Source organism: Nocardia sp. NPDC049935, from assembly GCF_055586645.1.
The window spans coordinates 752,876-775,794 of sequence record NZ_JBVJHV010000003.1 but is presented as its reverse complement, the minus strand read 5'-3'; the positions used below and the strand labels follow the sequence as shown (position 1 = coordinate 775,794).

Annotated in this window: 23 protein-coding genes and 1 tRNA gene; 16 read left to right on the top strand and 8 right to left on the bottom strand. The window is 68.6% G+C overall.

The genetic code is table 11. The features are described 5' to 3' along the window. Nucleotides 1-10 precede the first annotated feature (10 nt). The 5 genes from ACZ6SF_RS16430 to ACZ6SF_RS16410 form a co-directional block, all read right to left on the bottom strand. Nucleotides 11-925, bottom strand: coding sequence for an MHYT domain-containing protein (locus ACZ6SF_RS16430; RefSeq protein ID WP_466062922.1), 915 nt, complete (start codon nt 923-925; stop codon nt 11-13). Continuing rightward, nucleotides 918-1,550 carry a GTP-binding protein gene (locus ACZ6SF_RS16425; protein ID WP_466062921.1) on the bottom strand — a complete coding sequence of 211 codons (633 nt, stop codon included), beginning with the start codon at nt 1,548-1,550 and terminating at the stop codon, nt 918-920. The genes ACZ6SF_RS16430 and ACZ6SF_RS16425 overlap by 8 nt, the downstream gene beginning before the upstream one ends. Further along, a complete protein-coding gene (locus ACZ6SF_RS16420; protein ID WP_357429953.1) occupies nt 1,531-1,905 on the bottom strand; it encodes a DUF742 domain-containing protein in 375 nt (124 codons plus the stop codon). The genes ACZ6SF_RS16425 and ACZ6SF_RS16420 overlap by 20 nt, the downstream gene beginning before the upstream one ends. A 140-nt stretch (nt 1,906-2,045) precedes the next feature. Next, nucleotides 2,046-2,453 carry a roadblock/LC7 domain-containing protein gene (locus ACZ6SF_RS16415; protein WP_466062920.1) on the bottom strand — a complete coding sequence of 136 codons (408 nt, stop codon included), beginning with the start codon at nt 2,451-2,453 and terminating at the stop codon, nt 2,046-2,048. Beyond that, the gene (locus ACZ6SF_RS16410) at nt 2,450-5,248 is read right to left on the bottom strand and encodes a sensor histidine kinase (RefSeq protein WP_466062919.1); all 2,799 of its coding nucleotides are present in this window, start codon (nt 5,246-5,248) and stop codon (nt 2,450-2,452) included. The genes ACZ6SF_RS16415 and ACZ6SF_RS16410 overlap by 4 nt, the downstream gene beginning before the upstream one ends. A gap of 450 nt (nt 5,249-5,698) precedes the next feature. Between ACZ6SF_RS16410 and ACZ6SF_RS16405 the strand changes: the two genes are divergently transcribed. From ACZ6SF_RS16405 to ACZ6SF_RS16365, 9 genes are all read left to right on the top strand, one after another. Next, nucleotides 5,699-6,385, top strand: a complete 687-nt coding sequence (locus ACZ6SF_RS16405) for a response regulator transcription factor (RefSeq protein WP_466062918.1) — start codon at nt 5,699-5,701, stop codon at nt 6,383-6,385. Between the two features lie 8 nt (nt 6,386-6,393). After that, nucleotides 6,394-7,911: a HAMP domain-containing sensor histidine kinase gene (locus ACZ6SF_RS16400; protein ID WP_466062917.1), complete on the top strand. Its 1,518-nt coding sequence runs from the start codon at nt 6,394-6,396 to the stop codon at nt 7,909-7,911. A gap of 517 nt (nt 7,912-8,428) precedes the next feature. Continuing rightward, the gene (locus ACZ6SF_RS16395; RefSeq protein WP_466062916.1) at nt 8,429-9,826 is read left to right on the top strand and encodes a S1C family serine protease; all 1,398 of its coding nucleotides are present in this window, start codon (nt 8,429-8,431) and stop codon (nt 9,824-9,826) included. Next, entirely contained in the window at nt 9,826-10,380 is a 555-nt protein-coding gene (locus ACZ6SF_RS16390) for a MogA/MoaB family molybdenum cofactor biosynthesis protein (protein WP_466062915.1), read from the top strand. Before ACZ6SF_RS16395 ends, ACZ6SF_RS16390 begins: the two co-directional genes overlap by 1 nt. 15 nt (nt 10,381-10,395) lie before the next feature. Then, the gene (locus tag ACZ6SF_RS16385) at nt 10,396-10,584 is read left to right on the top strand and encodes a hypothetical protein (protein WP_466062914.1); all 189 of its coding nucleotides are present in this window, start codon (nt 10,396-10,398) and stop codon (nt 10,582-10,584) included. A gap of 619 nt (nt 10,585-11,203) precedes the next feature. Then, nucleotides 11,204-11,878: an MspA family porin gene (locus tag ACZ6SF_RS16380; RefSeq protein WP_466062913.1), complete on the top strand. Its 675-nt coding sequence runs from the start codon at nt 11,204-11,206 to the stop codon at nt 11,876-11,878. A gap of 80 nt (nt 11,879-11,958) precedes the next feature. Beyond that, nucleotides 11,959-12,633: an MspA family porin gene (locus ACZ6SF_RS16375; protein ID WP_466062912.1), complete on the top strand. Its 675-nt coding sequence runs from the start codon at nt 11,959-11,961 to the stop codon at nt 12,631-12,633. Between the two features lie 318 nt (nt 12,634-12,951). Next, nucleotides 12,952-13,626, top strand: coding sequence for an MspA family porin (locus tag ACZ6SF_RS16370; RefSeq protein ID WP_466062911.1), 675 nt, complete (start codon nt 12,952-12,954; stop codon nt 13,624-13,626). Between the two features lie 71 nt (nt 13,627-13,697). Then, on the top strand, nt 13,698-14,372 hold the full coding sequence (locus ACZ6SF_RS16365; protein WP_357426764.1) for an MspA family porin: 675 nt from the start codon (nt 13,698-13,700) through the stop codon (nt 14,370-14,372). A gap of 138 nt (nt 14,373-14,510) precedes the next feature. Here ACZ6SF_RS16365 and ACZ6SF_RS16360 read toward each other — a convergent pair whose 3' ends face one another. The 3 genes from ACZ6SF_RS16360 to ACZ6SF_RS16350 all read right to left on the bottom strand — a co-directional run bounded on the left by ACZ6SF_RS16360 (nt 14,511) and on the right by ACZ6SF_RS16350 (nt 16,337). Beyond that, nucleotides 14,511-15,206 (bottom strand): SAF domain-containing protein, encoded by a 696-nt coding sequence (locus ACZ6SF_RS16360; protein WP_466062910.1) that lies wholly within the window; start codon nt 15,204-15,206, stop codon nt 14,511-14,513. 110 nt (nt 15,207-15,316) lie between these two features. Beyond that, entirely contained in the window at nt 15,317-15,637 is a 321-nt protein-coding gene (locus tag ACZ6SF_RS16355; protein WP_466062909.1) for an FmdB family zinc ribbon protein, read from the bottom strand. Between the two features lie 115 nt (nt 15,638-15,752). After that, nucleotides 15,753-16,337, bottom strand: coding sequence for a 5-formyltetrahydrofolate cyclo-ligase (locus ACZ6SF_RS16350; RefSeq protein WP_466063017.1), 585 nt, complete (start codon nt 16,335-16,337; stop codon nt 15,753-15,755). A 111-nt stretch (nt 16,338-16,448) separates the two neighbouring features. Between ACZ6SF_RS16350 and ACZ6SF_RS16345 the strand changes: the two genes are divergently transcribed. The 7 genes from ACZ6SF_RS16345 to ACZ6SF_RS16315 all read left to right on the top strand — a co-directional run bounded on the left by ACZ6SF_RS16345 (nt 16,449) and on the right by ACZ6SF_RS16315 (nt 22,919). Beyond that, nucleotides 16,449-17,414: a UTP--glucose-1-phosphate uridylyltransferase gene (locus ACZ6SF_RS16345; protein WP_466062908.1), complete on the top strand. Its 966-nt coding sequence runs from the start codon at nt 16,449-16,451 to the stop codon at nt 17,412-17,414. A 36-nt stretch (nt 17,415-17,450) separates the two neighbouring features. Then, the gene (gene glp, locus ACZ6SF_RS16340) at nt 17,451-18,710 is read left to right on the top strand and encodes a molybdotransferase-like divisome protein Glp (RefSeq protein WP_466062907.1); all 1,260 of its coding nucleotides are present in this window, start codon (nt 17,451-17,453) and stop codon (nt 18,708-18,710) included. An 11-nt stretch (nt 18,711-18,721) separates the two neighbouring features. Then, nucleotides 18,722-19,372 (top strand): GNAT family N-acetyltransferase, encoded by a 651-nt coding sequence (locus ACZ6SF_RS16335; protein ID WP_466062906.1) that lies wholly within the window; start codon nt 18,722-18,724, stop codon nt 19,370-19,372. A 263-nt stretch (nt 19,373-19,635) separates the two neighbouring features. Further along, complete coding sequence (sepX, locus tag ACZ6SF_RS16330) at nt 19,636-20,721, top strand: divisome protein SepX/GlpR (RefSeq protein WP_466062905.1); 1,086 nt, start codon at nt 19,636-19,638, stop codon at nt 20,719-20,721. A gap of 87 nt (nt 20,722-20,808) precedes the next feature. Next, a tRNA-Ala gene (locus ACZ6SF_RS16325) sits at nt 20,809-20,881 on the top strand. A gap of 112 nt (nt 20,882-20,993) precedes the next feature. Next, on the top strand, nt 20,994-22,208 hold the full coding sequence (locus ACZ6SF_RS16320) for an alpha/beta hydrolase family protein (protein WP_466062904.1): 1,215 nt from the start codon (nt 20,994-20,996) through the stop codon (nt 22,206-22,208). Nucleotides 22,209-22,475: 267 nt separating this feature from the next. Then, on the top strand, nt 22,476-22,919 hold the full coding sequence (locus ACZ6SF_RS16315; RefSeq protein ID WP_466062902.1) for a DUF4254 domain-containing protein: 444 nt from the start codon (nt 22,476-22,478) through the stop codon (nt 22,917-22,919).

Genomic DNA, 22,919 nt, shown 5'->3' with positions numbered 1-22,919 from the left:
TCCGGCCGGATCAGCGTGCGGGTTCGGGCAGCGGCCGGTCGCGTTGGGCCAGCGCCGCCGCGGCGGAGGGCCGGGGACCGCGCGGATCGGCGTCGGCGGGCAGAATCAACGGATCGTCACCGGCCGGGCCGCCGCCCGGCGCGGCCGGGGGAGCGGGTTTGCGCGCCGCCGGCTTGACATCGCGGCGTTCCGGCGCCACCAGGACCGCGGTGATCGGGACGGCCAGGGCCAGCAGGCCGATCACGAACATGGGGAACGCGTAGCCGAAGAGCTCCATGCCCTCGGCCGGTGCCGCGTCGGGGTCCAGCCGGAACTCCAGGGCGGCGATCCCGGTGAAGTACACCGCCGCGACGCCCGCCGCGAACATCAGGACCGATCCCACCCGTGCCGCCGGAAAGCGGAACCGCTGGAAGAGGAACAGGCACAGCGAGGACGCGCCCACCGCGATGACGATCGCGATCAGGAAGAGCCAGTACGTCACCGACACCGAACCCTGCACATCGACGGAGGTCAGCTGCAGCCACAGCATGGAACCGAAACCGATTCCGAGGGCGCCGGCCGCATAGGCCATCCGCTGCAGGTGGAATTCGCGACCGGCGAGCAGCAGCCCGACGAACACCGCGCCGACGGAGAACAACAGCGAAACGGTGAGCTCGGATATATCGAACCGCAGGATCTGGCCCGGAATCGAGACTCCGAGCAGGGCGACCACGAACGACAGCCAGATGCCGACACCACCGATCGCGACCGCGGCGGCGGCGATCCAGATCGGCCGGAACCGCACCGAACGCCGGCCGTTCACCGCGCAGGCGAGACCGACGAACATGCCCACGGCCGAAATCGTGACCGTCAGCAGGACCAGCCAGTACCCCATGGTGAACAGATCGACGGTCGCGACCGTCTCGACGGCAAGCGTGTCAGCCATGCCGGGCGACTCCTTGGTATTCCTGTGCTTTCAGACGGCTGATCGCGTACTCGGTGACCGCCGCCAGCGACTGGCGGACCTCTTTGGCGTCCCGGGCGTCGATATCCACGATCGGAACCCCTTCGCGCACCGAGAGCGCCTCGCGGAGTTCGGCCATGGCGAACCGGGGCGAATTGGGGAACCTGTTGACCGCGATGAGGAACGGCAGTTTCCGGGCCTCGAAGAAGTCGACGGCGGCGAAACTGTCCTCGAGCCGGCGGGTGTCGACCAGGACCACGGCCCCGATGGCGCCGCGGATCAGGTCGTCCCACATGAACCAGAACCGGCGCTGGCCGGGCGTACCGAACAGGTAGAGCGTCAGGTTGCCGGGCAGGATGATCCGCCCGAAATCCATGGCCACCGTGGTGGTCTGCTTATCGGGGGTGTCCTCGAGATTGTCGACACCGTCGGAGAAACTGGTGACCATCGCCTCGGTGCGCAGCGGCACGATCTCCGAGACCGCGCCCACGAAGGTGGTCTTGCCCGCGCCGAATCCCCCGGCGACCACGATCTTGGTCGAGGCGACGCGGGTATCGGATTCCGCCGCGGCACCACCCTGGGTCTTGCTATAGGGCTCGGAGTCCACGCAATGTCCTCTCCATCAGCGACCGGCGCTCGTCGTAGCTCGCCTGCTCGGTCAAAGTCGAATGCACTCGCAGGTTGCCGTCGACGACGAGGTCACCGATGACGACGCGGACCATACCGAGCGAGCGATCGAGATGCGCGGCGATTTCGGCAACCGACAGCTGATGGGTTCCGAGACGCAGGATCTCGGACCGGATGTCGCCGGACGGCCAATCGAATTGTGCATGATAGGAGATGGTTTCGATAACCGCCTCCATCGGCAGATCCACCGCGGGCTGCGTGCGACCCGAGGTGAGAGCGTACGGACGGACCCGTCCGGCCCGGCGGGAGCTGTTGGACGGCGGGGTGCCGGGCATCCGGTACGTACCGGTGTTGTACTGCGACGATCCGGGTCCGAAGTTCTGTGCGCCCGGTCCGAAGTTGTGCGCTCCGGGCCCGTAATCGGGTCCACCGGTGTGGTAATTGGGCATGCCTTGGCCGAATTGCGACATTGTGTTCAGACGGTAGATCGGGCAGTAGCGCTGACGGCCGCGCCGACGCGGTCGACGAGGAGGGCCATCTCGTATCCGATCCGGCCGATATCGTGCTGTTTGTTCGCGAGCACCGCGATATGGGAGCCGTTGCCGACGCTCATCACCAGTAGGTAGCCCCGCTGCATCTCCACGATCGACTGCATCACCTTGCCGCCGTCGAACAACTGCGCCGCACCGGTCGACAGACTGGCGAGTCCGGCGGTGACGGCGGCCAGCTGTTCGGCGCGATCGGCGGGCAGATGGGGGCTCACGGCCTGCAGCAGGCCGTCGGCGGAGACCAGGACGGCATGCGAGACACCGGGAACGTCGCGGGTGAATCTGGCGACCAGCCAGTTCAGATTCTCGTCCGTGTTGCTCTTCGGGTCGGTCATGGAACCCCTCCGTCATTGTGCTGCGCGTCGGCCCGCCCAGTGCGGACCCCACTCAGATGTCTGGTCAGATTGCTCCGGATCTCATCCGGATTCCGCGGGGCCTCGTCTTCGACGGGAGCCAGCCCGCCGGGTACGAGCTGCGCGCCCGGCCGGCGGATGGGGAGCCCGTTCGCGGTGGTGGAATCCGAGCTCGGCGTGGCCGCGTCCTCCGCGGCGAGCCAGCCGATATCGGCCGGAGTTGTCCAGTCCTGGCGTGGCTGTTCTTGTGTTGCCGGTTCGACCAGCCATTCCGACACCATACGCTGATAGATCGGAGTGGGGGTTTCGCCGCCGACCGGTTGCAGCCGTTGGGAAGTCGTGGTGGCGGCCGGGACCGGCTCGCCCAGCCGTTCGGCGGGGCGGCCGAACGGGTCTTCGTGGTCCATGCCCGGGCGCCGGATGGGCAGACCGGACCTGGAGGTATGCGAGGCCTGGTTCTCGGCGGGCGGCGCGGACCAGCTGTTACGGGAATCCACCGGGGCCGGGTACGACGGGGTCTTGTAGGTTTCCGCCCACAGACCGGTCGGCGTGCTCTCGCGCTCGGGCTGCGGCTCCGGCTCCGGCTCGGGCACCGGGTCGAAGGCCGAGAAGGTGTCTCGTGCACCGTTGCCGTTACCGGGGCCCGTGCCCACCGGACCCTCCGCGCCCGGACGCCGCTGCGGCAGACCGGTCGGCGTCGTGCCGAAGGTGTGGCTCGGTGTCGAATCCAATGACGGCGCCGAGGTCAGCGTCGGTGCGGAGGTGAGCGCGGGGGGAGTCGCCGGCGTCCGCAGCGGGGATCCGGTGCGCGAGGGCCAGGATTCCGAGATCGGCGGTACCGGGGTCAGCTGACGCGACGGCGGTTGCTGCAGCGGCGGGGGCGAGAGCGCGAGATCCGCGGTGAGGGTATTCGGATTGTCGGCCCCGGTGTCGGGCGATACCAGCAGACCCGGCAGGTGCAGGCTGGCGGTGATACCGGGCTGCTGGGCCATGGTCGACGTGCGGCGCAGGCCCACCGTGATCTGGTGCCGCTTGGCGAGCCGGCCGACGACGAACAGGCCCATCCGGCGCGCGGTTTCGACGTTGATCTCACCACCGGAGGCCAGCCGGGCGTTGGCGGCCTGCAGATCCTCGGTGGCCATGCCGAGGCCGCGGTCGGTGATCTCGATGAGGTAGCCGCCGTCGACGGCGCGCGAGACGGTCACCGCCACGGGGGTGTTGGGCGGGGAGTAGCGCAGCGCGTTGTCGATGACCTCGGCGAGCAGATGTTCGATATCGACCGCGGGCTCACCGGCGACGACGCCGTCGGGAACATGGCCGATCTCCACCCGCTGGTAGTCCTCCACCTGGGAGACCGCGCTCCACAACATATCGGAGAGCGGCACCGGGTCGAGCTGGCCGCGGCGCAGCGCGGTACCGGCCAGGACGAGCAGGTTGTCGCCGTTACGGCGCATCCGGGTGGCGAGATGGTCGAGACGGAAGAGGTTCTGCAGCCGCTCCGGATCGTCCTCGTCGTGTTCGAGGTCCTCGATGATGCCGAGCTGCTGTTCCACCAGCGACTGGCTGCGCCGCGAGAGCGTCTCGAACATATTGCCGATCTGCACCCGCAGACGGGCCTGGTCGCCGGCGAGTTTGAGGGCCTGCTGGTGCATTTCGTCGACCGCGCGGGCCAGCTGGCCGATCTCCTCGGTGCCCTGGACGCCGACCGGCTGGATCTCGGGGGTCTCGGCGCCGCCGCGGACCTGTTCGAGCTCTTCGGGGAGCAGGACATGGGCGACCTCGAGGGCGTCCCGGCGCAGGCGGCGGACCGGTACGACCAGCGTCCGGGCGACCGCGAGGGCCAGCGTCAGACCGCCGAGGAGGGCGGCGATCAGCAGCGCGGTCTCCCGCAGCGCGCTGTTCTGCGCGGAGACGGTCGCGTGGTGCAGGGCGCCGGTGATGGTCGCGGTGAGCTGACCGGTGGTGGTCTCGTAGCCCTGCGAACTGGTCTGCAGCGATTCCCGGGCCGCGGGATCGGTGAGCGCGCCCTGGGTGCCCTGGCTGAAGATCGCCAGCCGGGTCTGCACCGCGTCCAGCAGGGGACGCATATTGCCGGCCACATCCGGCATGATCTGGCCGTACTGGTGGATCATGGTCAGTTCGGCGCCGCCGGAGGTGAGCACCCGGGCGCGCATCGCCGGATTGTCCTCCGCGGTCGGCGAACTGATGACCAGGCGCTGCGCGGTCAACGACCTGCGCGCGTTCTGGATGGCGCTGACCTGCAGGAAGTAGCGCTGGATGGAGAGGTCTTCGACCGTGGGCGACTGGGCCAGGGCGTTACCGATCCGGACCGCGATCTCGTCGGCCTGGTCGCCGACCATGGCCGGGGTTCCGGTACTCAGGCCGCTGCGCATGGTGCTGCCGACGGTGAGCGCGGACGCGAGCTCACGGGAGACCTCGGGGCGGATCCGATTGGCGTCCAGGGATCGTTCGAGGGCCTGGTGGGCGGAGTCGAACCGGGCCAGCGCGGCGGTGGCCTGGGATTCGGAATCGCCCGTGCTGTTGGCCGTCGCGGTCACCGCCAGATGTTCGGCGGCCGCGTTGTAGTCGACGATCGGCCCGATGATGCGGGACTGCTGGGTCGCTGCCTCGAGCTGCTCCAGAGTGCGCAGCTCATTGTTGATCCGCAGGACGGCGAACAGGGTCGCCAGGACGACCGGCAACACGAGCACGATGCCGACCTTGCGGGTGACCGACCAGTTGGACAGGCTGAATTGCCACGGTCGCGGTGTTTCCATCCGCCTCTGTCGCCTCCGCATCACGATCGACCTCATTTGGTGCGTGGCCGTTTCAGTTATGATTCAATCCACAACGAACCGACCAGAGGTCTGGTTTTTACCGCTCGAAACATACCGTGCATGCTACCGGTCGGCAATCGGGGCGTTCAGACGGTTATACCGCGAATATAGCGTATGGGGAACAGGTTTCGTCACATATCACAACTCGGTAATGAGAGATCCGGTTATCGGATGAATTCGCAGGTAGTGACGCCGGGCGGTAACCGCGACGGATGCCGGGTGGGTTCTCCCGCCGCCCGGAACCGGTCGGCGAATCGGCGGAATCGCCCTTAACGTTCTGGACGTTTGTTCAGAAAATCGAAAGGCGCGGGAAGAAGTCCGTGGTAGCGGCACGCGCCGGGTGATGGGCCCTCTCAGTAGCCTCTCAGTCGCTGCCGTCAAACTGGTGATATGCGCATACTGGTGGTCGACGACGATCGTGCGGTCAGGGAATCGCTGCGCCGGTCGCTGACCTTCAACGGTTACACCGTCGATCTGGCCGTGGACGGTATCGACGCACTGGAGAAGGCGACCGCGGAACGCCCGGACGCGCTGGTCCTCGATGTGATGATGCCGAGATTGGACGGGCTGGAAGTCTGCCGGCGGTTGCGCAGTACCGGCGACGATCTGCCGATCCTCGTCCTCACCGCGCGCGACTCGGTATCCGAGCGGGTCGCCGGGCTCGACGCCGGCGCCGACGACTATCTGCCCAAACCGTTCGCACTGGAGGAGTTGCTGGCCCGGCTGCGGGCGCTGCTACGCCGCCGGGCGCCGGATATCGGAGAGATCTCCGAGGCGATGAAGTTCGCGGATCTCTCCATGGATCCGGTCACCCGGGAGGTGTCGCGGGGTAGCCGAGCCATCTCGCTGACCCGCACCGAATTCTCACTGCTGGAAATGCTGATGGCCAATCCGCGCCGGGTGCTGACCCGCGGACGCATCCTCGAAGAGGTGTGGGGCTACGACTTCCCGACCTCCGGTAACGCGCTGGAGGTCTATATCGGCTACCTGCGCCGCAAAACCGAGGCCGACGGCGAACCGCGGCTGATCCACACCGTCCGCGGTGTCGGGTACGTGCTGCGCGAGACGCCCCCGTAAGCACGGATATGGCACGCACTCCACGTTCGGCGACGAAGAAACATACCGTCGCACCACTCGGCGGCCCATGGCCGGACGAGCCGCCCACCATGCGTCCACCGACACCGCTGACGCGCACCGTCTCGCTGCGGTGGCGGGTCACCCTGCTGGCCGCCTCGCTGGTGGCCATCTTCGTGGCGATCACCTCGATCGCCGCCTACGCCATGGTCGCCCGCGCGCTGTACGGCCAGGTGGATGCCCAGCTCCGGGCCCGCGCGGAAACCATGATCAGCGGCGATATCGACAGCATGGCCTTCCAGTCGCTCGGCGTCGCGACCTTGTTCTCCAACGATATCGGCGTCGCGCTGATCTATCCGGCCGCGAACCAGGACCCGTCGCAACGCGCGAGCCTGCCGGTCTATATGCCGCCGCAGCCCACCACCCCGCCCATCGGTACCGAGGAGATCGCGGTCGCCCAGGGCCGGCGCGATTCCTCGCTGCGCACCTACAACAGCCAGCGAGTTCTGGCCGAGCGGATGGATTCCGGGGTCACCCTGATCATTTCGCAGCGCCTCGAGCCGACCCGGGAGGTACTGGACCGGCTGGCCTGGCTGCTGTTCGCGGTCGGCGCGTGCGGGGTGGTGCTGGCCGCCGGCGCCGGGACCACGGTCGGCCGTACCGGCCTGCGGCCCATCGCCAGGCTCACCGCCGCCACCGAACGCATCGCCCGTACCGACGATCTGACCCCCATCCCGGTCACCGGCGACGACGAGCTCGCCCGGCTGACCGAGAGCTTCAACACCATGCTGCGCGCGCTCGCCGAATCCCGTGACCGGCAGCGACGCCTGGTCGCCGACGCCGGACACGAACTGCGCACCCCCCTGACCTCGCTGCGCACCAATATGGAGCTCCTGATCGCCTCGAGCCACCCCGACGCCCCCGCCATCCCGGAAGAGGATATGGCCGAACTGCGTTCCGATGTGATGGCCCAGATCGAGGAACTGTCCAACCTCGTCGGCGATCTGGTGGACCTCGCCCGCGAGGATGCCCCGGAAACGGTGTACGAGCGGGTGGACCTCGGTGAGGTCACCGAACGCTCCCTGGAAAGAGTCCGCCGTCGCAGCGCCGTCGGATTCGACGCGGAATTGCGCCCCTGGTTCGTTTACGGACACGAGGCCGCGCTGGAACGCGCAATTCTCAATGTGCTCGACAACGCCGCGAAATGGAGCCCACCGGATCAACCGGTTCGGGTGGTGATGGCCGAAACCGGCCGCGGCCTGCTGGAACTGTCCGTAGACGATGCCGGCCCAGGTATTCCGGCCGCCGAACGCGAACTGGTTTTCGAGCGTTTCTATCGCACCACAGCGTCGAGATCCATGCCCGGCTCCGGCCTGGGCCTGGCAATTGTGAAACAGGTGGTCACCAAACACGGCGGCACCATCGGCATAGATAGTTCGGACCGCGGCGGCGCATTGATCCGAATCGTGTTGCCCGGAGAAAACCCGCCGCCGGAAGAATATCGCCCGGAAACCCCCGACAGCGCATAATTGCCGGGTAAACAAATAATACCTACCGGCCGGATTCCCCATTCGGCCGGCGGTTGCCGCCGTGACCAGACAGGAGGAGCCGTGAATGCCTCGCCCCGTGCCTCAGCAACCGCCCTTCCCGCAGAGACCGGCCCATACCAACTGCCCGTCGTCGGCGGTGCCCTCCATCCGACCAGACCGGCCGGTGATGCCCCCGCCGTTCAGGAGCCGCGCCGCCACAGACCGCCACCTGCGCATCCCCCCCGGCAGCCCCCTCACCTCCACCCCCACCCCGTACCCGCCACCCCATCGGCGCCGAGTCCAGCGAGGCCATCAAAGGGTTTCGGGCCGTCCCGTGTTTCCGGCCTCGAAGCAAGGCGGCGAAGCCGCGAGTCTCGAGGCCGGAAACACGGGACACAAGGGGCCCGAAACCCCGCGGCGCCGAAGGCGCCGCCAATAAACACAGCCCCCTCTCAGTTCGTTCTCAGTCCTTGTCGGCACGCTGGACAGCGGATATGAGCAGCAGAAACGAGAAACTATGACCGAGGATTCGACCAATCGTCCGGATCGTCCGGAATCGGGATCGGTGCCGCCCTCGCCTCCGCCGCCGACGGGTCCGCCGCCCGGCGCGGGGCCGGGTGGAGGTGGGCCGGTGCCCGGTCCGCCCACGATCCCGGGACAGCAGTTTCCCGGTGCCGCGCAATTCCCGGGAGAGGCGCCGCCCGGGTATCCGGGACCGGGTTTCGGTGGCGGTGTGCCGCCCGGTGATTCCGGGCAGTTCTATGCGGCCGTGCCGCCGGCGCCCGCTCCCCGTAAGAGTTCGTTGCGGACCGGTCTGGTGGCCGGTGGTCTCGCTCTGGCTCTGGTGAGCGGCGGTATCGGAGGCGTGGTGGGCGCCCTGGTCGCCGATTCCGGTGAGGGGCCCGCGGTGACCAACGCGCTGGACGCGCCCGCGCCGGATATCCGGGATGCGGCGAACGCGCCCGCCGGTTCGGTGCAGTCGGTGGCCCAGGAGGTGCTGCCGTCGGTGGTGATGATCGAGGTGGCCAGTAACCGCGGGCAGGGGGAGGGTTCCGGGGTGGTGCTGTCCTCCGACGGACTGATCCTGACCAACAACCATGTGGCCGCGGGCGGTGGCGCGGGTGGCGGTATGCAGGTGTCGTTCGCCGACGGCAGCACCGCTCCGGCGACCCTGGTGGGCGCGGATCCGGTCTCGGATCTGGCGGTGATCCAGGTGCGCGGGAAAACCGATCTGAAACCGATCGAGCTGGGCAGTTCCGCCGGTTTGCAGGTGGGTCAGCCGGTGGTGGCCATCGGCTCTCCGCTGGGGCTGGCGGGAACGGTGACCACCGGTATCGTCTCGGCGCTGAACCGTCCGGTGTCGACGACGGGTGAGGGCGGTAGCGATCCCACCGTGCCGAATCCGGTGATCGACGCGATCCAGACCGATGCCGCGATCAACCCCGGTAATTCCGGGGGCGCGCTGGTGGACGGGGCGGGGCGGCTGGTCGGTATCAATACGGCGATCGCCAGCCTGGGTTCGTCGGGGGCCGCCGGTCAGCAGAGCGGTTCCATCGGGCTCGGGTTCGCGATTCCGGTCGATCAGGCGCGACGGGTGGCCGATGAGCTGATCAAGACCGGTAAGGCCACCTACGCGCAGATCGGGATGACCGTGCAGCGCGACGAATCCGTGCACGGGGCCCGGGTTCTCGATGTCGCGCCCAACGGTCCGGCGGCCGAGGCGGGTATTCCGCCCGGGTCGATCGTCACCAGGCTCGACGATCGCACGATAGATTCGGGTGACGCGCTGGTCGCCGCGGTGCGGTCGAAGCAGCCGGGCGACAAGGTGCAGGTGACGTATACCGATGGGCAGGGCGGCAATTCCAAGACGGTCGAGGTGACCCTCGTTGCCGCGACGGTGGAAGGAGGCCGGTGATGCAGCTGGTGACCGGGGGCAGGGACGAGTCGATCGAGGTCGGCGCTACGGTGAGCGGTATGGAAATCGATGCTCCTGTGGCGGGGCGCGCATTGGTCGTGGTCGTGGACGATCGGACGGCTCACGGCGGCGAGGATTCGCTGGGCCCGCTGGTCACCGAACTGCTCACCGAGGCGGGCTTCCTGGTCGACGCGTCGGTATCGGTGGAAGCCGATGAGGTCGCGATCCGGAACGCGCTGAACACCGCGGTGATCGGTGGGGTGGATCTGGTGATCTCGGTGGGTGGTACGGGGATGTCGCCGCGCGATGTGACCCCGGAGTCGACTGCCGAGGTGCTGGACCGGGATCTGCCCGGTATCAGTGAGGCGCTGCGGGCCTCGGGCCGCGTGGCGGGTTCGCTGGACGCCGGCCTCTCGCGCGGGCTGGCCGGTATCTCGGGGAGCACCCTGGTGGTGAACCTGCCCGGGACCCGGGCCGCGGTCCGCGACGGGATGGCGACGCTCGGCCCGCTGGCGAGCCGGGTGATCGGCGAACTGTCCGGGCTGCTGGAGTGAGCCGGTGCGAGCGGTATGAGTGAGGGTGAGACCCCCGAGGTCCCCCGCCGGGCGCGACGCCGGGCGGGGGACCTCGCGCGTGTGGACCGGGTGTTCGGGGATGTGCTCCCCTCCACCACCCGGGATGAATGGGACGAGTCGCCGTCCTCGGAGCGCGACGGCGACGAGTGGCTGCGGGGCCAGGTCCCGCCGCATCACGGCTGAGGGCGGCCCCCGGGGGTTTGCGTCCGGGTGTTCGGCAGTCCGGTCGACGCCCGTTGCGCACCGCCGAGGTGAACGGAAGGTGTTGGCGCTCAACGGCTTCCGGTTGAATACCGGGTTAACCGGGTATTTCCGGGCGATTATGTAGTTCCGGGTATTTTTCTGATTTGTCCAGTTCTCCGTTCACGGAGATTTATAATGCGGTCCGTCCGGTGTGCCGGTTTGCTGCGGGGTGGATTTTCTTAGCGCTTTTCGTGCGCTCAATCGACTGGATATTCGCATGTTGCGACCTATCTGACCTGCCTCTACGTGCACGTGCACGCGACGCCGCGCAGTGGTGTGATATAGATCACATCAATGTATAGCGAAAGCAACCTTTGTCCAATCTGTTATCGACCTCTTAAAATCTGTGCGTCGACCGCCGCAATGGCGGTCCGGCGGGATCGGACCAATTCGGATCCCGCCGGTCGCACGGTGTGCAATGTCCGATTTGCGGTGTTGCACCGAAATAACAACAGGTCACCTGTAGGTAACAAACGAGCGAAACACTGGTCGGAGCCGGAGAGCCCTGTGTGTCCGAGTCTCGAAGGCCTGCTGTTTGTCCGACATGATGAGGGGAAATATGAGCGAGAACCGCACCGACGGTGTACGTTATGGCGCCAGGATCGCGGGTGTCGGTGCCGCGGCCGCGTGCGCCGTGGGCCTACTGTCGGTGGGCGCTGCCAACGCCGATACCTTTGTGCCGTTGCCCGACGGCCAGAAGGCCGGCCCGGGAGTCACCATCTCCCGGACCGGCGAACATGCCACCATTTCGCCCTCCATGGCGGCCAACGGCGCGGGCCGCGTCGTCTGGGTCTCCGGTAACGCCATCGCCGATGTCGCGGTGACCCCCGAAGGCGAGCCCGGCCCGAACAACGGCCCGACCGGTGCCGACGGCACCAACAACTCCTCGACCCACGGCGCTTCGCAGCTGAACACCGGCTATATCGTCGGTTGCCAGGTCAGCATCGGTGAAGACGCGATCGGCCTGGGCGGCTCGCTGGGCGTATCCGTCGACGGCGGCAGCCTGGGCGGCTCGGTCGGCGTGGAGCTGGGCCCGGGCGAGGTCAAGTTCGTGCAGATCGACTACAAGGACATCACCAAGCCCGGCCGGTACTCGGTCGAGTACCAGGATGCGGAAATCGAGATCCAGGGCTGCGCCGGTTACGCGCAGGCCCGGTCGTACACCGTTGTCGAGATCATCGGTGACCACTACTCGAAGACCACCCTGTACGGCCAGCCGTTCAGCATCGGCTGAGCACCCGGGCCCGTCCACGTCGTATCGAAACGAACCTCAGCTCGCGGGCTCCGCGGGTATTCCCCTCGAAGGGTGTAACCATGATCAACCGTAAGAAACTGGCGCGCCTGGCCGGCGTCGGCGCCGCCGCGACCATCGCCATGGGCCTGTTCTCCACCGGAGCGGCCAATGCCGATACCTTCATCCCGCTGCCCGGCGGGGAACTCGTCAAGACGCTGTCCGACGGCACGGTGGTGACCGTGCGCATGGTCGGCGAGTCGGCGAACATCAGCCCGTCCATGGGCGCTACACCGGTTCACCGCAATGCGTGGGCCTCCGGTAGCGCCCAGGTCGAGATCGCCGGTGGCGAGGACGTCGGCGGCAAGATCTACCCCGGCTACGTCGTGGGCTGCCAGGTCAACATCGCCGGCGGCGGCGTCGAAGGCGGAGCCAGCGCCGACGCGGCCATCGAAGGCGATACCGTCACCGTCACCCCCAGCGGTGAAGGCGGCGGCAATCTCACCGTCGGACCCGGCCAGGCCAAATCGTTCTATGTCCTCGATATCGAGGGTCCGGACGACTACGGCAGCGAGGACCACTCCACCAACAACAAGTTCTCGGGCAACAGCGGCTCGGTGACCTGGTCGGATCAGACCATCGGTGTGAACGGCTGCGGCGGTTACGCCCAGGCCCGGTCCTTCATCAGTGTCGAGGTGGAGACCGAGAACGTGATCAGCTACGTCACGCTGTGGGGCCAGCCCTTCAGTCTCGGCTGATCGAGGATCAAACCGCCATAGTGGCACGGAAACAGGCCCGTCGCAGTAGCGGCGGGCCTGTCTCGTGCCCGCGCAATTCGCGATAGGCGGTGTTAGGGTGGCGTTTCCCCAGCACGCGTCACCTTCCGGCTACCTGGGAATCACACGGACGCCACACTACGTCGGCGGCACGGTAGCCAAGTGTTCACCGGCTGTGTGGTTTCGGGTTCATCTAGTGGCTACAGCCGTAACCCAAGCTCTATGAAGCCTGTTCTTGGGCCGCCCCGACCTCGCTCGCTGAGATGTCGGGTGTCGCTGTAAACCTTGATGAGGGGAAATATGAGCAAGAACCGCACCACCGGTCTGCGCTGCGGCGCGCGCGCTCTGGGCGTCGGCGCTGTCGCTGCTGTGGCCATGGGTCTGTTCTCCACGGGTGCCGCGAACGCGGACACCTTCGTTCCGCTGCCGGACGGTGAGAAGCTGGGCCCCGGTGTCAAAATCACCCGCACCCACGAGAGCGCGCTCGTCTCGCCGTCGATGGCGGCCAACGGTGCGGGCCGGACCGTGTGGGTCTCGGGTAACGCCACCGCGGACGTCTCGGTGACGCCCGAGGGCGAAGCGGGCCCGAACAACGGCCCGACCGGCGAGGACGGCACCAACAACTCGTCCACCCACGGCGCTTCGCAGATCAACACCGGCTACATCGTCGGCTGCCAGGTGAGCATCGCCGACGATGCCATCGGCCTGGGCGGCTCGGTCGGCATCGAGGTCGGCGGCGGCAGCGTCGGCGGCTCGGTCGGCGTGGAACTGGGACCGGGCGAGGTCAAGTTCGTCCAGATCGAGTTCAAGGACATCGAGAAGCCCGGCGTCTACTCCGTCGAGTACCAGGACGTCGAGATGGAGATCCAGGGTTGCGCGGGTTACGCGCAGGCCCGTGCGTACACCGTGGTCGAGATCATCGGTGACCACTACTCGAAGACCACCCTCTACGGGCAGCCGTTCAGCATCGGCTGATCCGGCACCGGTCGAATTCACCCACCACATCTCTCGCTGTAGCGAATTCAACCCCAGAGGGGCACAAACACATGTTCAACCGTAAGAATCTGGCGCGCCTCGCCGGCGTCGGCGCGGCTGCCTCGGTGGCGCTGGGCCTGTTCTCCACCGGCGCGGCCAATGCCGATACCTTCATCCCGCTGCCCGGCGGCGAAATCGTCCGGACCCTGTCCGACGGCACCTCGGTGACCGTGCGCCTGGTCGGCGAGTCCGCCAACATCAGCCCGTCCATGGGTTCCACCCCCGTCCACCGCAACGCGTGGACCTCCGGTAGCGCCCAGGTCGAGATCGCCGGTGGCGAAGACGTCGGCGGCAAGATCTACCCCGGCTACGTCGTGGGCTGCCAGGTCAACATCGACGGCGGCGGCGCCGAGGCCGGCGCCAGCGCCGACGTGAGCGTCGAGGGTGACACCGTCGACGTCAGCCCCAGCGGTGAAGGCGGCGGCAACCTGACCCTCGGCCCCGGCCAGGCGAAGGCGTTCTACGTCCTCGATATCGAGAAGCCGGACGACTACGGCAACGAGGATCACGCCACCAACAACAAGTTCAAGGGCAACAGCGGTTCGGTCACCTGGTCGGATCAGACCATCGGCCTCAGCGGCTGCGGCGGCTACGCCCAGGCCCGGGCCTTCGTGAAGGTCAAGGTCGAGACCGACAATGTGATGTCCGTGGTGACCCTGTGGGGTCAGCCGTTCAGCCTGGGCTGAACCGGTTCCGGGCCGTATCCGGCCGGGCCGGGTAGCTCGCGCCGGATCATGCTCGTCGGAAGGGACCTGCCGCGCACCGCGGCAGGTCCCTTCTGCTGCCGGGGGATCTCGCCGGCCCCGCTGCCGCGCCGGCCGGTGTCAGTGGAAGATCACGGTGAGCGCGCTGTTGAGCGAGGCGGCCGCCACGGCGGCCGCGCGCCGGGCGTCCATGGCTACCAGCACCACCCGTTCGGCCCTTCGGCTCGCCGGGGATTCGCCCGCACCGCCCGACACCAGTACCACGGCGGCATCGGTGGCCAGAGTGTGCGCGAGTTCGGGGTTCTCGGCGCCGGCGGCCACCACGTCGACCCGGTCTCCGGCGCGGAGGATATCGGCGATCGCGGTATCGGCCAGCCGGACCGGCACGATCCGGGCGTCGGGCGCTCCGGTGGCGACCTCGGCCAGCCGGGGACCGACCACGCGCACATCGGTGAGTGTTTCCCCCGCGCGTAGCGCCGCGGTGAGTACCGCACCGGTGAGAGCGGCGACATCGCCGGCGGCACCGTCGGGGACCGCCTCCGGGGGATAGGACGCGTGCCGCAGATCGGCGGCGCTCAGCAGATGGCCCGGAGGTAGATCGCGGGCGGCGACGACAACCGGCACTCGCGCCCCGCCGGGGTCACCGCGGAGGAACAGCGTGACGGCCGCCAGGGCGCACAGTGCGGCGAGCACTCGGCGCGCGAGCGTCGCGTCCATCCAGGGCGGGCGGTTGTCGAAGGCCTCGCGCCAGTTGTCACCGGAACCCAGCCGGGCCCGCCCGCCGGTGGCGCCGGCGCGGGTGCGTAGACGGCTCATGAATCGAGCCTATGGTCGCGGATCGGCGGGAGAGGCGGCTCAGCGGCCGCCTGTGGACAACTCCCGCGTTGTGGATGGGCAGGCCGGCCGGAGCCGGCACACGGCGGGAATCAGCTGGCCGCGGCGGCCGGGGTGGAGGTGGTGCCGGAGGAACCGCTGCCGGTGGAGCCGGACGACGTCGAGCCCGAGGACGACGACGAGCCGGAGGTGGAGCTGTCGGATTTGGCGCCCGGTTCGCTGGCGCTGCCGGCGCCGCTACGGCTGTCGGTCCGGTAGAAACCACTGCCCTTGAATACGATGCCGACCGAATTGAAGAGCTTGCGCAGCGCCCCGGAGCACTCCGAGCAGACCGTGAGCGCATCGTCGGTAAAGGACTGGACGATATCGAAGCGGTTGTCGCACTGGGTGCACGCGTATGAATAGGTTGGCACAGGGTCCTCCGCAGTATTCGTGAATTAGCACTCTACAGGCCACAGTGCCAACAGCGCCAATTGCCGGATGATTCCCCTGGTGGGCCGGTTGTGCCGAATACCACCCGCCGGTGGCTCAGGCCGGTTCGGAACCGAGCGGCCGGAGGCCTCCGCCGGGGGTCAGCGACCAGCCCATCCGGATATCGTGCGGTTCCTCGGGCAGCCGCGGCACCACCTCGTCGTCGCGCACGACGACCACGCGCCGCGCCCCGGGGTCGGCCAGCCCGAGTGTGCGGTCGTAGTACCCGGCGCCCTGGCCGAGCCGGACACCGCGGTGATCGACCGCCAGGGCCGGGATCAGCAGGAGTCCGGCGCGGGCCACCGTTTCGGGCGCGAGGAGCGGTCCGGTGGGTTCGAGCAGGCCGTATCTTGCCGGCTGCAGGGCCTCTACCTCGGTGAACTCTGCCCAGCAGAGCGGGCCGGCCGCCGCGGTGACCGGCAGCAGCACCCGGCTTCCGGCCGCCCGCAGCGCCTGCGGCAGGGCCACGGAACCGGGTTCGCCGCGGACGGGCACGTACGCGCAGACCCATTCGGCGGGTTCGAGCCGGCCCGCGGCTTCGGCGAGCGCGGCCGCCTCGGCGGCGCGCACGGAATCGGGCACGGCGGCACGCCGGGCGCGGATGGTCGCGCGCCAGGCCTGTTTGTCGATCTGATCGGGCATCGGCACGGCGACAACCATAGGCTCTCAGACGGTGCCGAATTCGTCCGGAAAGTCCGCGGCGGGCCGGTGGACAGCCGTTTGGACGGCGCCGCAGATGGATAGGGTGTGTATATGACAGAAGTGGCCGCAGAGCAGGGCAACGGAGACGTCCGGGCGACCGGCGGGGGATTCCGGACAGCCGTCGTACCCGCGGCCGGGCTCGGAACGAGGTTCCTGCCCGCGACCAAGACGGTCCCGAAGGAATTGCTCCCCGTCGTCGACACCCCGGGTATCGAACTGGTGGCCAGCGAGGCGGCGGAGTCCGGCGCCGAACGGCTCGTGATCGTGACCTCCCCCGGTAAAGACGGTGTGGTCGCGCATTTCGTGGAGGACCTGGTGCTGGAGGGCACCCTGGCCGAGCGCGGGAAGTTCCAGCTGCTGGAAAAGGTGCGCAAGGCGCCCGGACTGCTCGCGGTCACCTCGGTGGTGCAGGAGGAGCCGCTCGGGCTCGGACACGCGGTCGCCCAGGCCGAGGCCGTTCTCGACGACGACGAGGACACGCTCGCGGTACTGCTGCCCGACGACCTCGTACTGCCGTACGGGGTGCTGGACGTGATGAACCGGGTGCGCCGTAAACGCGGCGGCTCGGTGCTGTGCGCCATCGACGTTCCCAAGGAACAGGTGAGCGCGTACGGGGTGTTCGACGTGGCGCCGGTCCCGGACGCGGTGAACCCGAATGTGCTCCGGGTCAAGGGCATGGTCGAGAAGCCGGGTCTGGACGAGGCGCCGTCGACCTATGCCGCGGCGGGCCGCTACCTGCTCGATCGCGCGATCTTCGACGCGCTGCGCCGCATCGGCCCGGGCGCGGGCGGGGAACTGCAACTGACGGACGCGATTTCGCTGCTGATCGAAGAAGGCCATCCGGTCCATGTCGTCGTCCACCGTGGGTCGCGCCACGACCTGGGCAACCCGGGCGGCTATCTTCGTGCTGCGGTGGATTTCGCGTTGGAGCGCGAGGAGTACGGTCCCGCCCTGCGCGAGTGGCTCCAGCACCGGCTGAGTCCGGACTGGAACCCGCAACTCACCGCGGACGAATGAGATCGCCGCTGCGGCGAGGACATCGGGAAGGGCTGGATGCGCTCTGTTGAGGATCAGCAGATCAAAGTGACGGCCGCGGCCGTCGCGCCGCGACCGGTGCGGGTCGCGATCTCCGAGGCCCAAGGGCTGCTGTGTGCCGAGGATGTGGTCACCGAACGACCGCTCCCAGGCTTCGACCAGGCCGCCATCGACGGCTATGCCGTGCGCAGCGTGGACGTGGCGTCCGCGGGCGCCGATATCCGCGATGAGGACGGTGAACTGGTCGACCTGACGTTGCCGGTGGTCGGCGAGGTGCTCGCGGGGTCGCGGCAGCCGATCCGGTTGCAGCCGCGCCAGACGGTGCGGGTGGCCACCGGCGCGCCGCTGCCGACCCTCGCCGACGCGGTGCTCCCGCTGGATTTCACCGACGGCGGTCGCGGCCGGCTGAAGGTGTTCGAGCCGGTGCGTTCGGGCGACTATGTGCGCCGCGCCGGTGACGATGTCCAGCCCGGCGATGTGGCGGTGCAGGCGGGCACGATCATCGGACCCGCGCAGGTGGGCCTGCTGGCCGCCGTCGGGCAGGACAAGGTGCTGATCCATCCGCGGCCGCGGTTGTCGGTGATCTCCATCGGGGAGGAACTGGTCGATATCGATCGGGCCCCCGGCCCGGGCCAGGTGTACGACGTGAATTCCTATGCGCTGGCCGCGGCCGCCCGCGACGCGGGCGCGGATGTGAACCGGGTGGGCATCGTCGACGCCGATCCCCGCCGGCTGCGTGATGTCGTCGAGGGGCAGCTGGTGCGCGCGGAGGTCGTGGTGATCGCGGGTGCGGTCGGCGGCTGGGCCTCCGACCAGGTGTGTGAGGCCCTGGAGGGGCTGGGCGAGCTGGAGATCGCGCGGATCGCCATGCACCCGGGTTCGGTGCAGGGGTTCGGCCGGCTCGGCCGCGACGAGGTGCCGACCTTCCTGCTGCCCTCCAATCCGGTGGGGGCGCTGGTGGTCTTCGAGGTGATGGTCCGGCCGCTGATCCGGATCGCCCTGGGCCGGCGGCAGCCGATGCGGCGGATCGTGCGGGCCCGCACCATCACACCCATCCAGTCCATGGCCGGTCGTAAGGGTTATCTGCGCGCCCAGCTGATGCGTGACGAGGCCACCGGTGAGTATCTGGTGCAACCGCTGGGCAACAGCGCGGCCGCCTCGTCGCACCTGCTGGCGGCCATGTCGGAGGCCAACAGCCTGATCGTGGTCGAGCCAGACGACACCGAAATTCGCACCGGTGACAAGGTTCGAGTCGCGTTCTTGGCCCAGCGCGGCTAGAAGTGGAGTCCATGAATGTGTTCCGGGCCACCCAGCACCCCGGGTGGCCTGCGCGCCTCGGGCCGGTCCGGGTGCCGGCCGGCGAGGTGACCCTGCGTCCGGTGCGGTTGCGGGATGCCGCGGCGTGGAGCCGGATCCGGCAGCGCGATCAAGATCATCTGGAGCCCTGGGAACCCACCGGGCGCGGGGCCTGGGATGCCCGCAATCACGCCTCGAACTGGCCGCCGCTGTGGTCGAGCCTGAAGGCCGAGGCGCGCCGGGGCGCGATGATCCCGTTGGTGATCGAGGTCGACGGATCGTTCAGCGGTCAGCTCACCGTCGGCAATATCGTGCGCGGCGCGCTGCGCTCGGCGTGGATCGGATACTGGGTGGCCAGTGATCTCGGCGGGAAGGGTGTCGCGACCGCCGCCCTCGCCTTGGGTCTCGACCACTGCTTCGGTCCGGTGGGCCTGCACCGGGTGGAGGCGACGGTGCGTCCGGAGAACCTGGCCAGCCAGGCGGTGCTGCGCAACGTCGGATTTCGCGAAGAAGGGCTGCTGCGAAGGTATCTCGACGTCGACGGCGACTGGCGCGATCATCTGCTGGTCGGAATGACGGTGGAAGAGTTGCCCGGCAGGGTCGTCGACCGCCTGGCCAAGGAAGGGCGGTTGACGCTGCGGTGAACCGGCGGCCGCGAACCGGCCTGTCCGGAACCGCGATGGTGGAAATGTGACTCATGTGGCGTATGTGCACGGCGCGCCTGCCGTGTTCTACCCCTACTCGGAATTAACCTACGGACGTCGGTGGTGCGTCTTGCGCCACCGGCCGGAAGCTCGTACCACGATCTGCGAGACGTACCCGCGGGGAAGAACTCCGGCGCCGGGGCGCACACGGTTCATGGCGTGGGCTCGGACGACGACCAGGCGGGACGGAGGTGCTGACGACGATGCCGAACTCGATCCTGTGGATCGGCCTGGTCGTGCTGTGGGTCTTCGTCCTGTTTCCCATCCTCGCCGACCGGCATCCCCGGATCCGCCGGACCACCGATACCGCCCTGGCCACGCGAGTTCTGCACCGTGGAGATTCCAAGCGGCGCAAAGGAAGTGGGCGTGCCCGTAAGAAGCGGGCCGGCCGAACCCCCCGGAAGCGTCACCACGGCAACGATGCGGAGGACTCGATGAGCACAGCGGCCGAGGGGGCCGGCGCCGAGGCGGAGGAGGCACAACCCGGCGGCAGTGCCGAATTCGACGACGTGGCTGCCGACTACCTCGACCACGATGCCGAAGCGGCCCCGGACGAGACCGATGCCGGTGAGACGGAGTCCGGAATGGACGGCTTCGGCGGTGATCGCGTTTTCGAGCCCGACCGGGACCCGGGCGAAGACGATATCGCCGACTCTCCCGCGCACACCGGAGAACTGGAACCGGCCGGGCCGGTGCCCGATACGGTGCCCGCGCGTATTCCGCCGGTCCGGGCGACCGCGCCGCGGCCGCCCGTGGAGCCGGAATTCGACGACGAGGACGCGGAGTTCGTACCGACCCGGCGTGGACGCGGCGGCTACGACCCCGAGGCCGATGCCATCGCGCGCGCGGCCCGCTACACCTTCCGTCAGCGCGCGGTGGTCGGGCTGGTGCTGGCCGCCGTCCTCTGCGGCGGGCTGGCAGTGGCCGTCTCCCCGCTCCTCTGGTGGGGGTGCGGCGGTGCGGCGCTGTCCCTGGTGACCTATCTCGGTTACCTGCGCAAACAGGTCCGGGTGGAGCAGGAGATCCGGCGGCGGCGCAGCGCGCGGCTGTCCGGGCGCTACCAGGACCCGATGGAGCACGGATCACCGTCCGGTGAGATGCCCGCGCGGTCGGCGCGCCCCGGTATGGATCGCGATACCGCGCGTGCGCTGCGGCGCCGCTCCCACCTGCTCGAACCCGATGACGAGGATCCGGTGTTCGAGCATCTGGACGCCTACGACGCCGGTGTCGCCCGGACCGTGCGCAACCGGGCCACCGGCGGCGATATCCGCCGGGCGGCGGGCGCCTGAACAGGTAAAACCGCAGGTCGTACCCTCGATTCGGTGTCCGGCTACCCGGTTTGCTAGAGTGGCACAGCGCGGTTCACCGAGCCGCACGGGGCTATAGCGCAGTTGGTAGCGCGTCTCGTTCGCATCGAGAAGGTCGGGAGTTCGATTCTCCCTAGCTCCACCCTCGCAGAATCCCGGTCGTCGGTTCGACGGCCGGGATTCTGCGTTTCGTCTCCCGGTGGTCCCGGATTCTGGGACACCGCCCATCGGTCCGGAATGGTTAATCTGACCCGATGATCGTTTTCCGGCGCGAAACCGGGCCCGCCTTCTCGTCTCGACGCCCGCTTCCCGCCCTGAGGTCGGTGTTCGGCGGATCGGCCGCCGTTCTGGTGGCGGCCCTCACGGCCTGGCTGGTGCCCGTCGCGGCCGTGGCGGCGCCGGTCACTCCGGAACCGGTGGGCGCCGCGGTCGGCGCCGTGGAGCTACGACTGGTCGACGACCGGCCCGATCCGTGGCAGCCCGGCGTGCCGCGGTCGATCAGCGTCACTATCACCTATCCCGCGGCCCCTTCCGGCGGCGCGCGGACTCCCTATCTCGGGATCCCATCGGCCGGGGTGACCCGGCACGCGGTCGCGAACGCGCCGGTCGACCGGCAGTCCGGCGCCCTCCCGCTGGTGGTGTTCTCGCCCGGGTACATGATGCCGCGATCCACGTATTCCGCGCTGACCGAGGATCTCGCGAGCCGCGGGTACGCCGTGGTCTCGGTGGATCACACCGGCGACGCCCTGCTGACGGCCGAGCCCGGCGGCCGGGTCGCCGGGCTCTCGGCCCGGGACAGCTATTCGGACGCGGGATTGAAGGCGGCCATCGACGTCCGGTCGGCGGATATCCGGTTCGTCGTCGACGAAGCCGAGGCCGTCGCCGCCGGAACCCGGACCGCCGATGCCGACGGCCGTCCGCTGCCCGCCGGGCTCGCCGAAGTCCTCGACCCGTCCCGGACCGGAGTCGTCGGTCATTCGATGGGCGGAGCGACCGCCACCGAGGTACTGCTGGACGACCCGCGTATCGACGCGGCGGTCAATCTCGACGGCGCCATGCTGTACGGCAACGGCCCCTCGCGGATCACGACCACCGATCCGGGTCGCCCGCTGCTGAGTATCGTCAGCTCGGAGCATGCGGCGAGCCGGGAAGGGCGCGAAAGGTTCTGGAACGCCTATTTCGCCACACCGCGCGCGGCCTGGCATCGGGAGTACGCGCTCACCGGGACCGGGCACTTCGGGTTCAGCGATGCCGAAGCCGTGGTGCCGCAGTGGGTTCCCGATGTGCCGGGGCTGGGTGGCCCGGGCGGATTCAACCTGGGGCCGGCGCCACGTGAGCGGGTGATCGCGGCGACCCGTGATCTGCTGGGTGGGGTCTTCGATCGTTTCCTGCGGGGTCTGCCGGCCGAGTTGGTCGACGATCCGGCCGCGACCCATCCGCTCGTCGTGCCGATGGCCCGAGCCTTGTAAACCCGTAAGCCACCCGGTTGCCCGCCGTGCCGCGATTCGAAGGTGATGCACGGCAACGGTTTCGGACCGAACCTCGATGGCACCGGACGCTCGGCATCTCATATTCGCGAACGCAATAGTGCGTTTCTTCCCGCGAATCGCCATATCGCTCAGCTATTGTCAGCCACTGAACTTAATCCTGTCCGATATGCGGTACGACCGAATCGAGAGTCGATCATGGTTGAACAGAGTGTGATGGTGCCGGGTGACGTTCGAAAGGGGACGGGGGTGACGGCATCTCCCCGGATCCTGCCCACGGCGACGCAGTTGCTGTGCAGTTTCCAGGGGACCAGGTTCGAGGATCACGTTCTGCTCCGGTCGGCGCACGCGCTGGCCGCCCTGCATACGCGGCGGCTGACCATGCGGGATCTCCGGCTCGTCGCCGAGATGGACCACCGGCGACGGGAATTGATGGAGGACATCGACGAGTGGGTCGGCGCCCGCGCCGTGCCACGCGGCGGTGTGGGCCTGGTCCACGCCGAAACCCTCGGCGCGGTGATCGACCGGCTGGCCTGGGGGTGGGTCGATGCCAACCAGGAGGTCGAATTCGACGGCCGCCGCGACCACGCGGCCCGGAAGCGATGGCATCGACTAGCCGAACTGATCGACGGCTATACGGAGCTGATCGGGGAAATCCTCGGCGGCCGGCGGCAGCTGCCCGCCCGTATGTGA

What these genes read in the sequence shown, in the direction of transcription:
- sepX (WP_466062905.1), top strand. Translation starts at nt 19,636, where the DNA reads ATGCCGAACTCGATCCTGTGGATCGGCCTGGTCGTGCTGTGGGTCTTC.
- ACZ6SF_RS16430 (WP_466062922.1), bottom strand. Translation starts at nt 925, where the DNA reads ATGGCTGACACGCTTGCCGTCGAGACGGTCGCGACCGTCGATCTGTTC.
- ACZ6SF_RS16365 (WP_357426764.1), top strand. Translation starts at nt 13,698, where the DNA reads ATGTTCAACCGTAAGAATCTGGCGCGCCTCGCCGGCGTCGGCGCGGCT.
- ACZ6SF_RS16380 (WP_466062913.1), top strand. Translation starts at nt 11,204, where the DNA reads ATGAGCGAGAACCGCACCGACGGTGTACGTTATGGCGCCAGGATCGCG.
- ACZ6SF_RS16335 (WP_466062906.1), top strand. Translation starts at nt 18,722, where the DNA reads ATGAATGTGTTCCGGGCCACCCAGCACCCCGGGTGGCCTGCGCGCCTC.
- ACZ6SF_RS16400 (WP_466062917.1), top strand. Translation starts at nt 6,394, where the DNA reads ATGGCACGCACTCCACGTTCGGCGACGAAGAAACATACCGTCGCACCA.
- ACZ6SF_RS16375 (WP_466062912.1), top strand. Translation starts at nt 11,959, where the DNA reads ATGATCAACCGTAAGAAACTGGCGCGCCTGGCCGGCGTCGGCGCCGCC.
- glp (WP_466062907.1), top strand. Translation starts at nt 17,451, where the DNA reads ATGCGCTCTGTTGAGGATCAGCAGATCAAAGTGACGGCCGCGGCCGTC.
- ACZ6SF_RS16320 (WP_466062904.1), top strand. Translation starts at nt 20,994, where the DNA reads ATGATCGTTTTCCGGCGCGAAACCGGGCCCGCCTTCTCGTCTCGACGC.
- ACZ6SF_RS16350 (WP_466063017.1), bottom strand. Translation starts at nt 16,337, where the DNA reads ATGCCCGATCAGATCGACAAACAGGCCTGGCGCGCGACCATCCGCGCC.
- ACZ6SF_RS16395 (WP_466062916.1), top strand. Translation starts at nt 8,429, where the DNA reads ATGACCGAGGATTCGACCAATCGTCCGGATCGTCCGGAATCGGGATCG.
- ACZ6SF_RS16415 (WP_466062920.1), bottom strand. Translation starts at nt 2,453, where the DNA reads ATGACCGACCCGAAGAGCAACACGGACGAGAATCTGAACTGGCTGGTC.
- ACZ6SF_RS16345 (WP_466062908.1), top strand. Translation starts at nt 16,449, where the DNA reads ATGACAGAAGTGGCCGCAGAGCAGGGCAACGGAGACGTCCGGGCGACC.
- ACZ6SF_RS16410 (WP_466062919.1), bottom strand. Translation starts at nt 5,248, where the DNA reads ATGGAAACACCGCGACCGTGGCAATTCAGCCTGTCCAACTGGTCGGTC.
- ACZ6SF_RS16405 (WP_466062918.1), top strand. Translation starts at nt 5,699, where the DNA reads ATGCGCATACTGGTGGTCGACGACGATCGTGCGGTCAGGGAATCGCTG.
- ACZ6SF_RS16360 (WP_466062910.1), bottom strand. Translation starts at nt 15,206, where the DNA reads ATGAGCCGTCTACGCACCCGCGCCGGCGCCACCGGCGGGCGGGCCCGG.
- ACZ6SF_RS16385 (WP_466062914.1), top strand. Translation starts at nt 10,396, where the DNA reads ATGAGTGAGGGTGAGACCCCCGAGGTCCCCCGCCGGGCGCGACGCCGG.
- ACZ6SF_RS16390 (WP_466062915.1), top strand. Translation starts at nt 9,826, where the DNA reads ATGCAGCTGGTGACCGGGGGCAGGGACGAGTCGATCGAGGTCGGCGCT.
- ACZ6SF_RS16370 (WP_466062911.1), top strand. Translation starts at nt 12,952, where the DNA reads ATGAGCAAGAACCGCACCACCGGTCTGCGCTGCGGCGCGCGCGCTCTG.
- ACZ6SF_RS16420 (WP_357429953.1), bottom strand. Translation starts at nt 1,905, where the DNA reads ATGCCCGGCACCCCGCCGTCCAACAGCTCCCGCCGGGCCGGACGGGTC.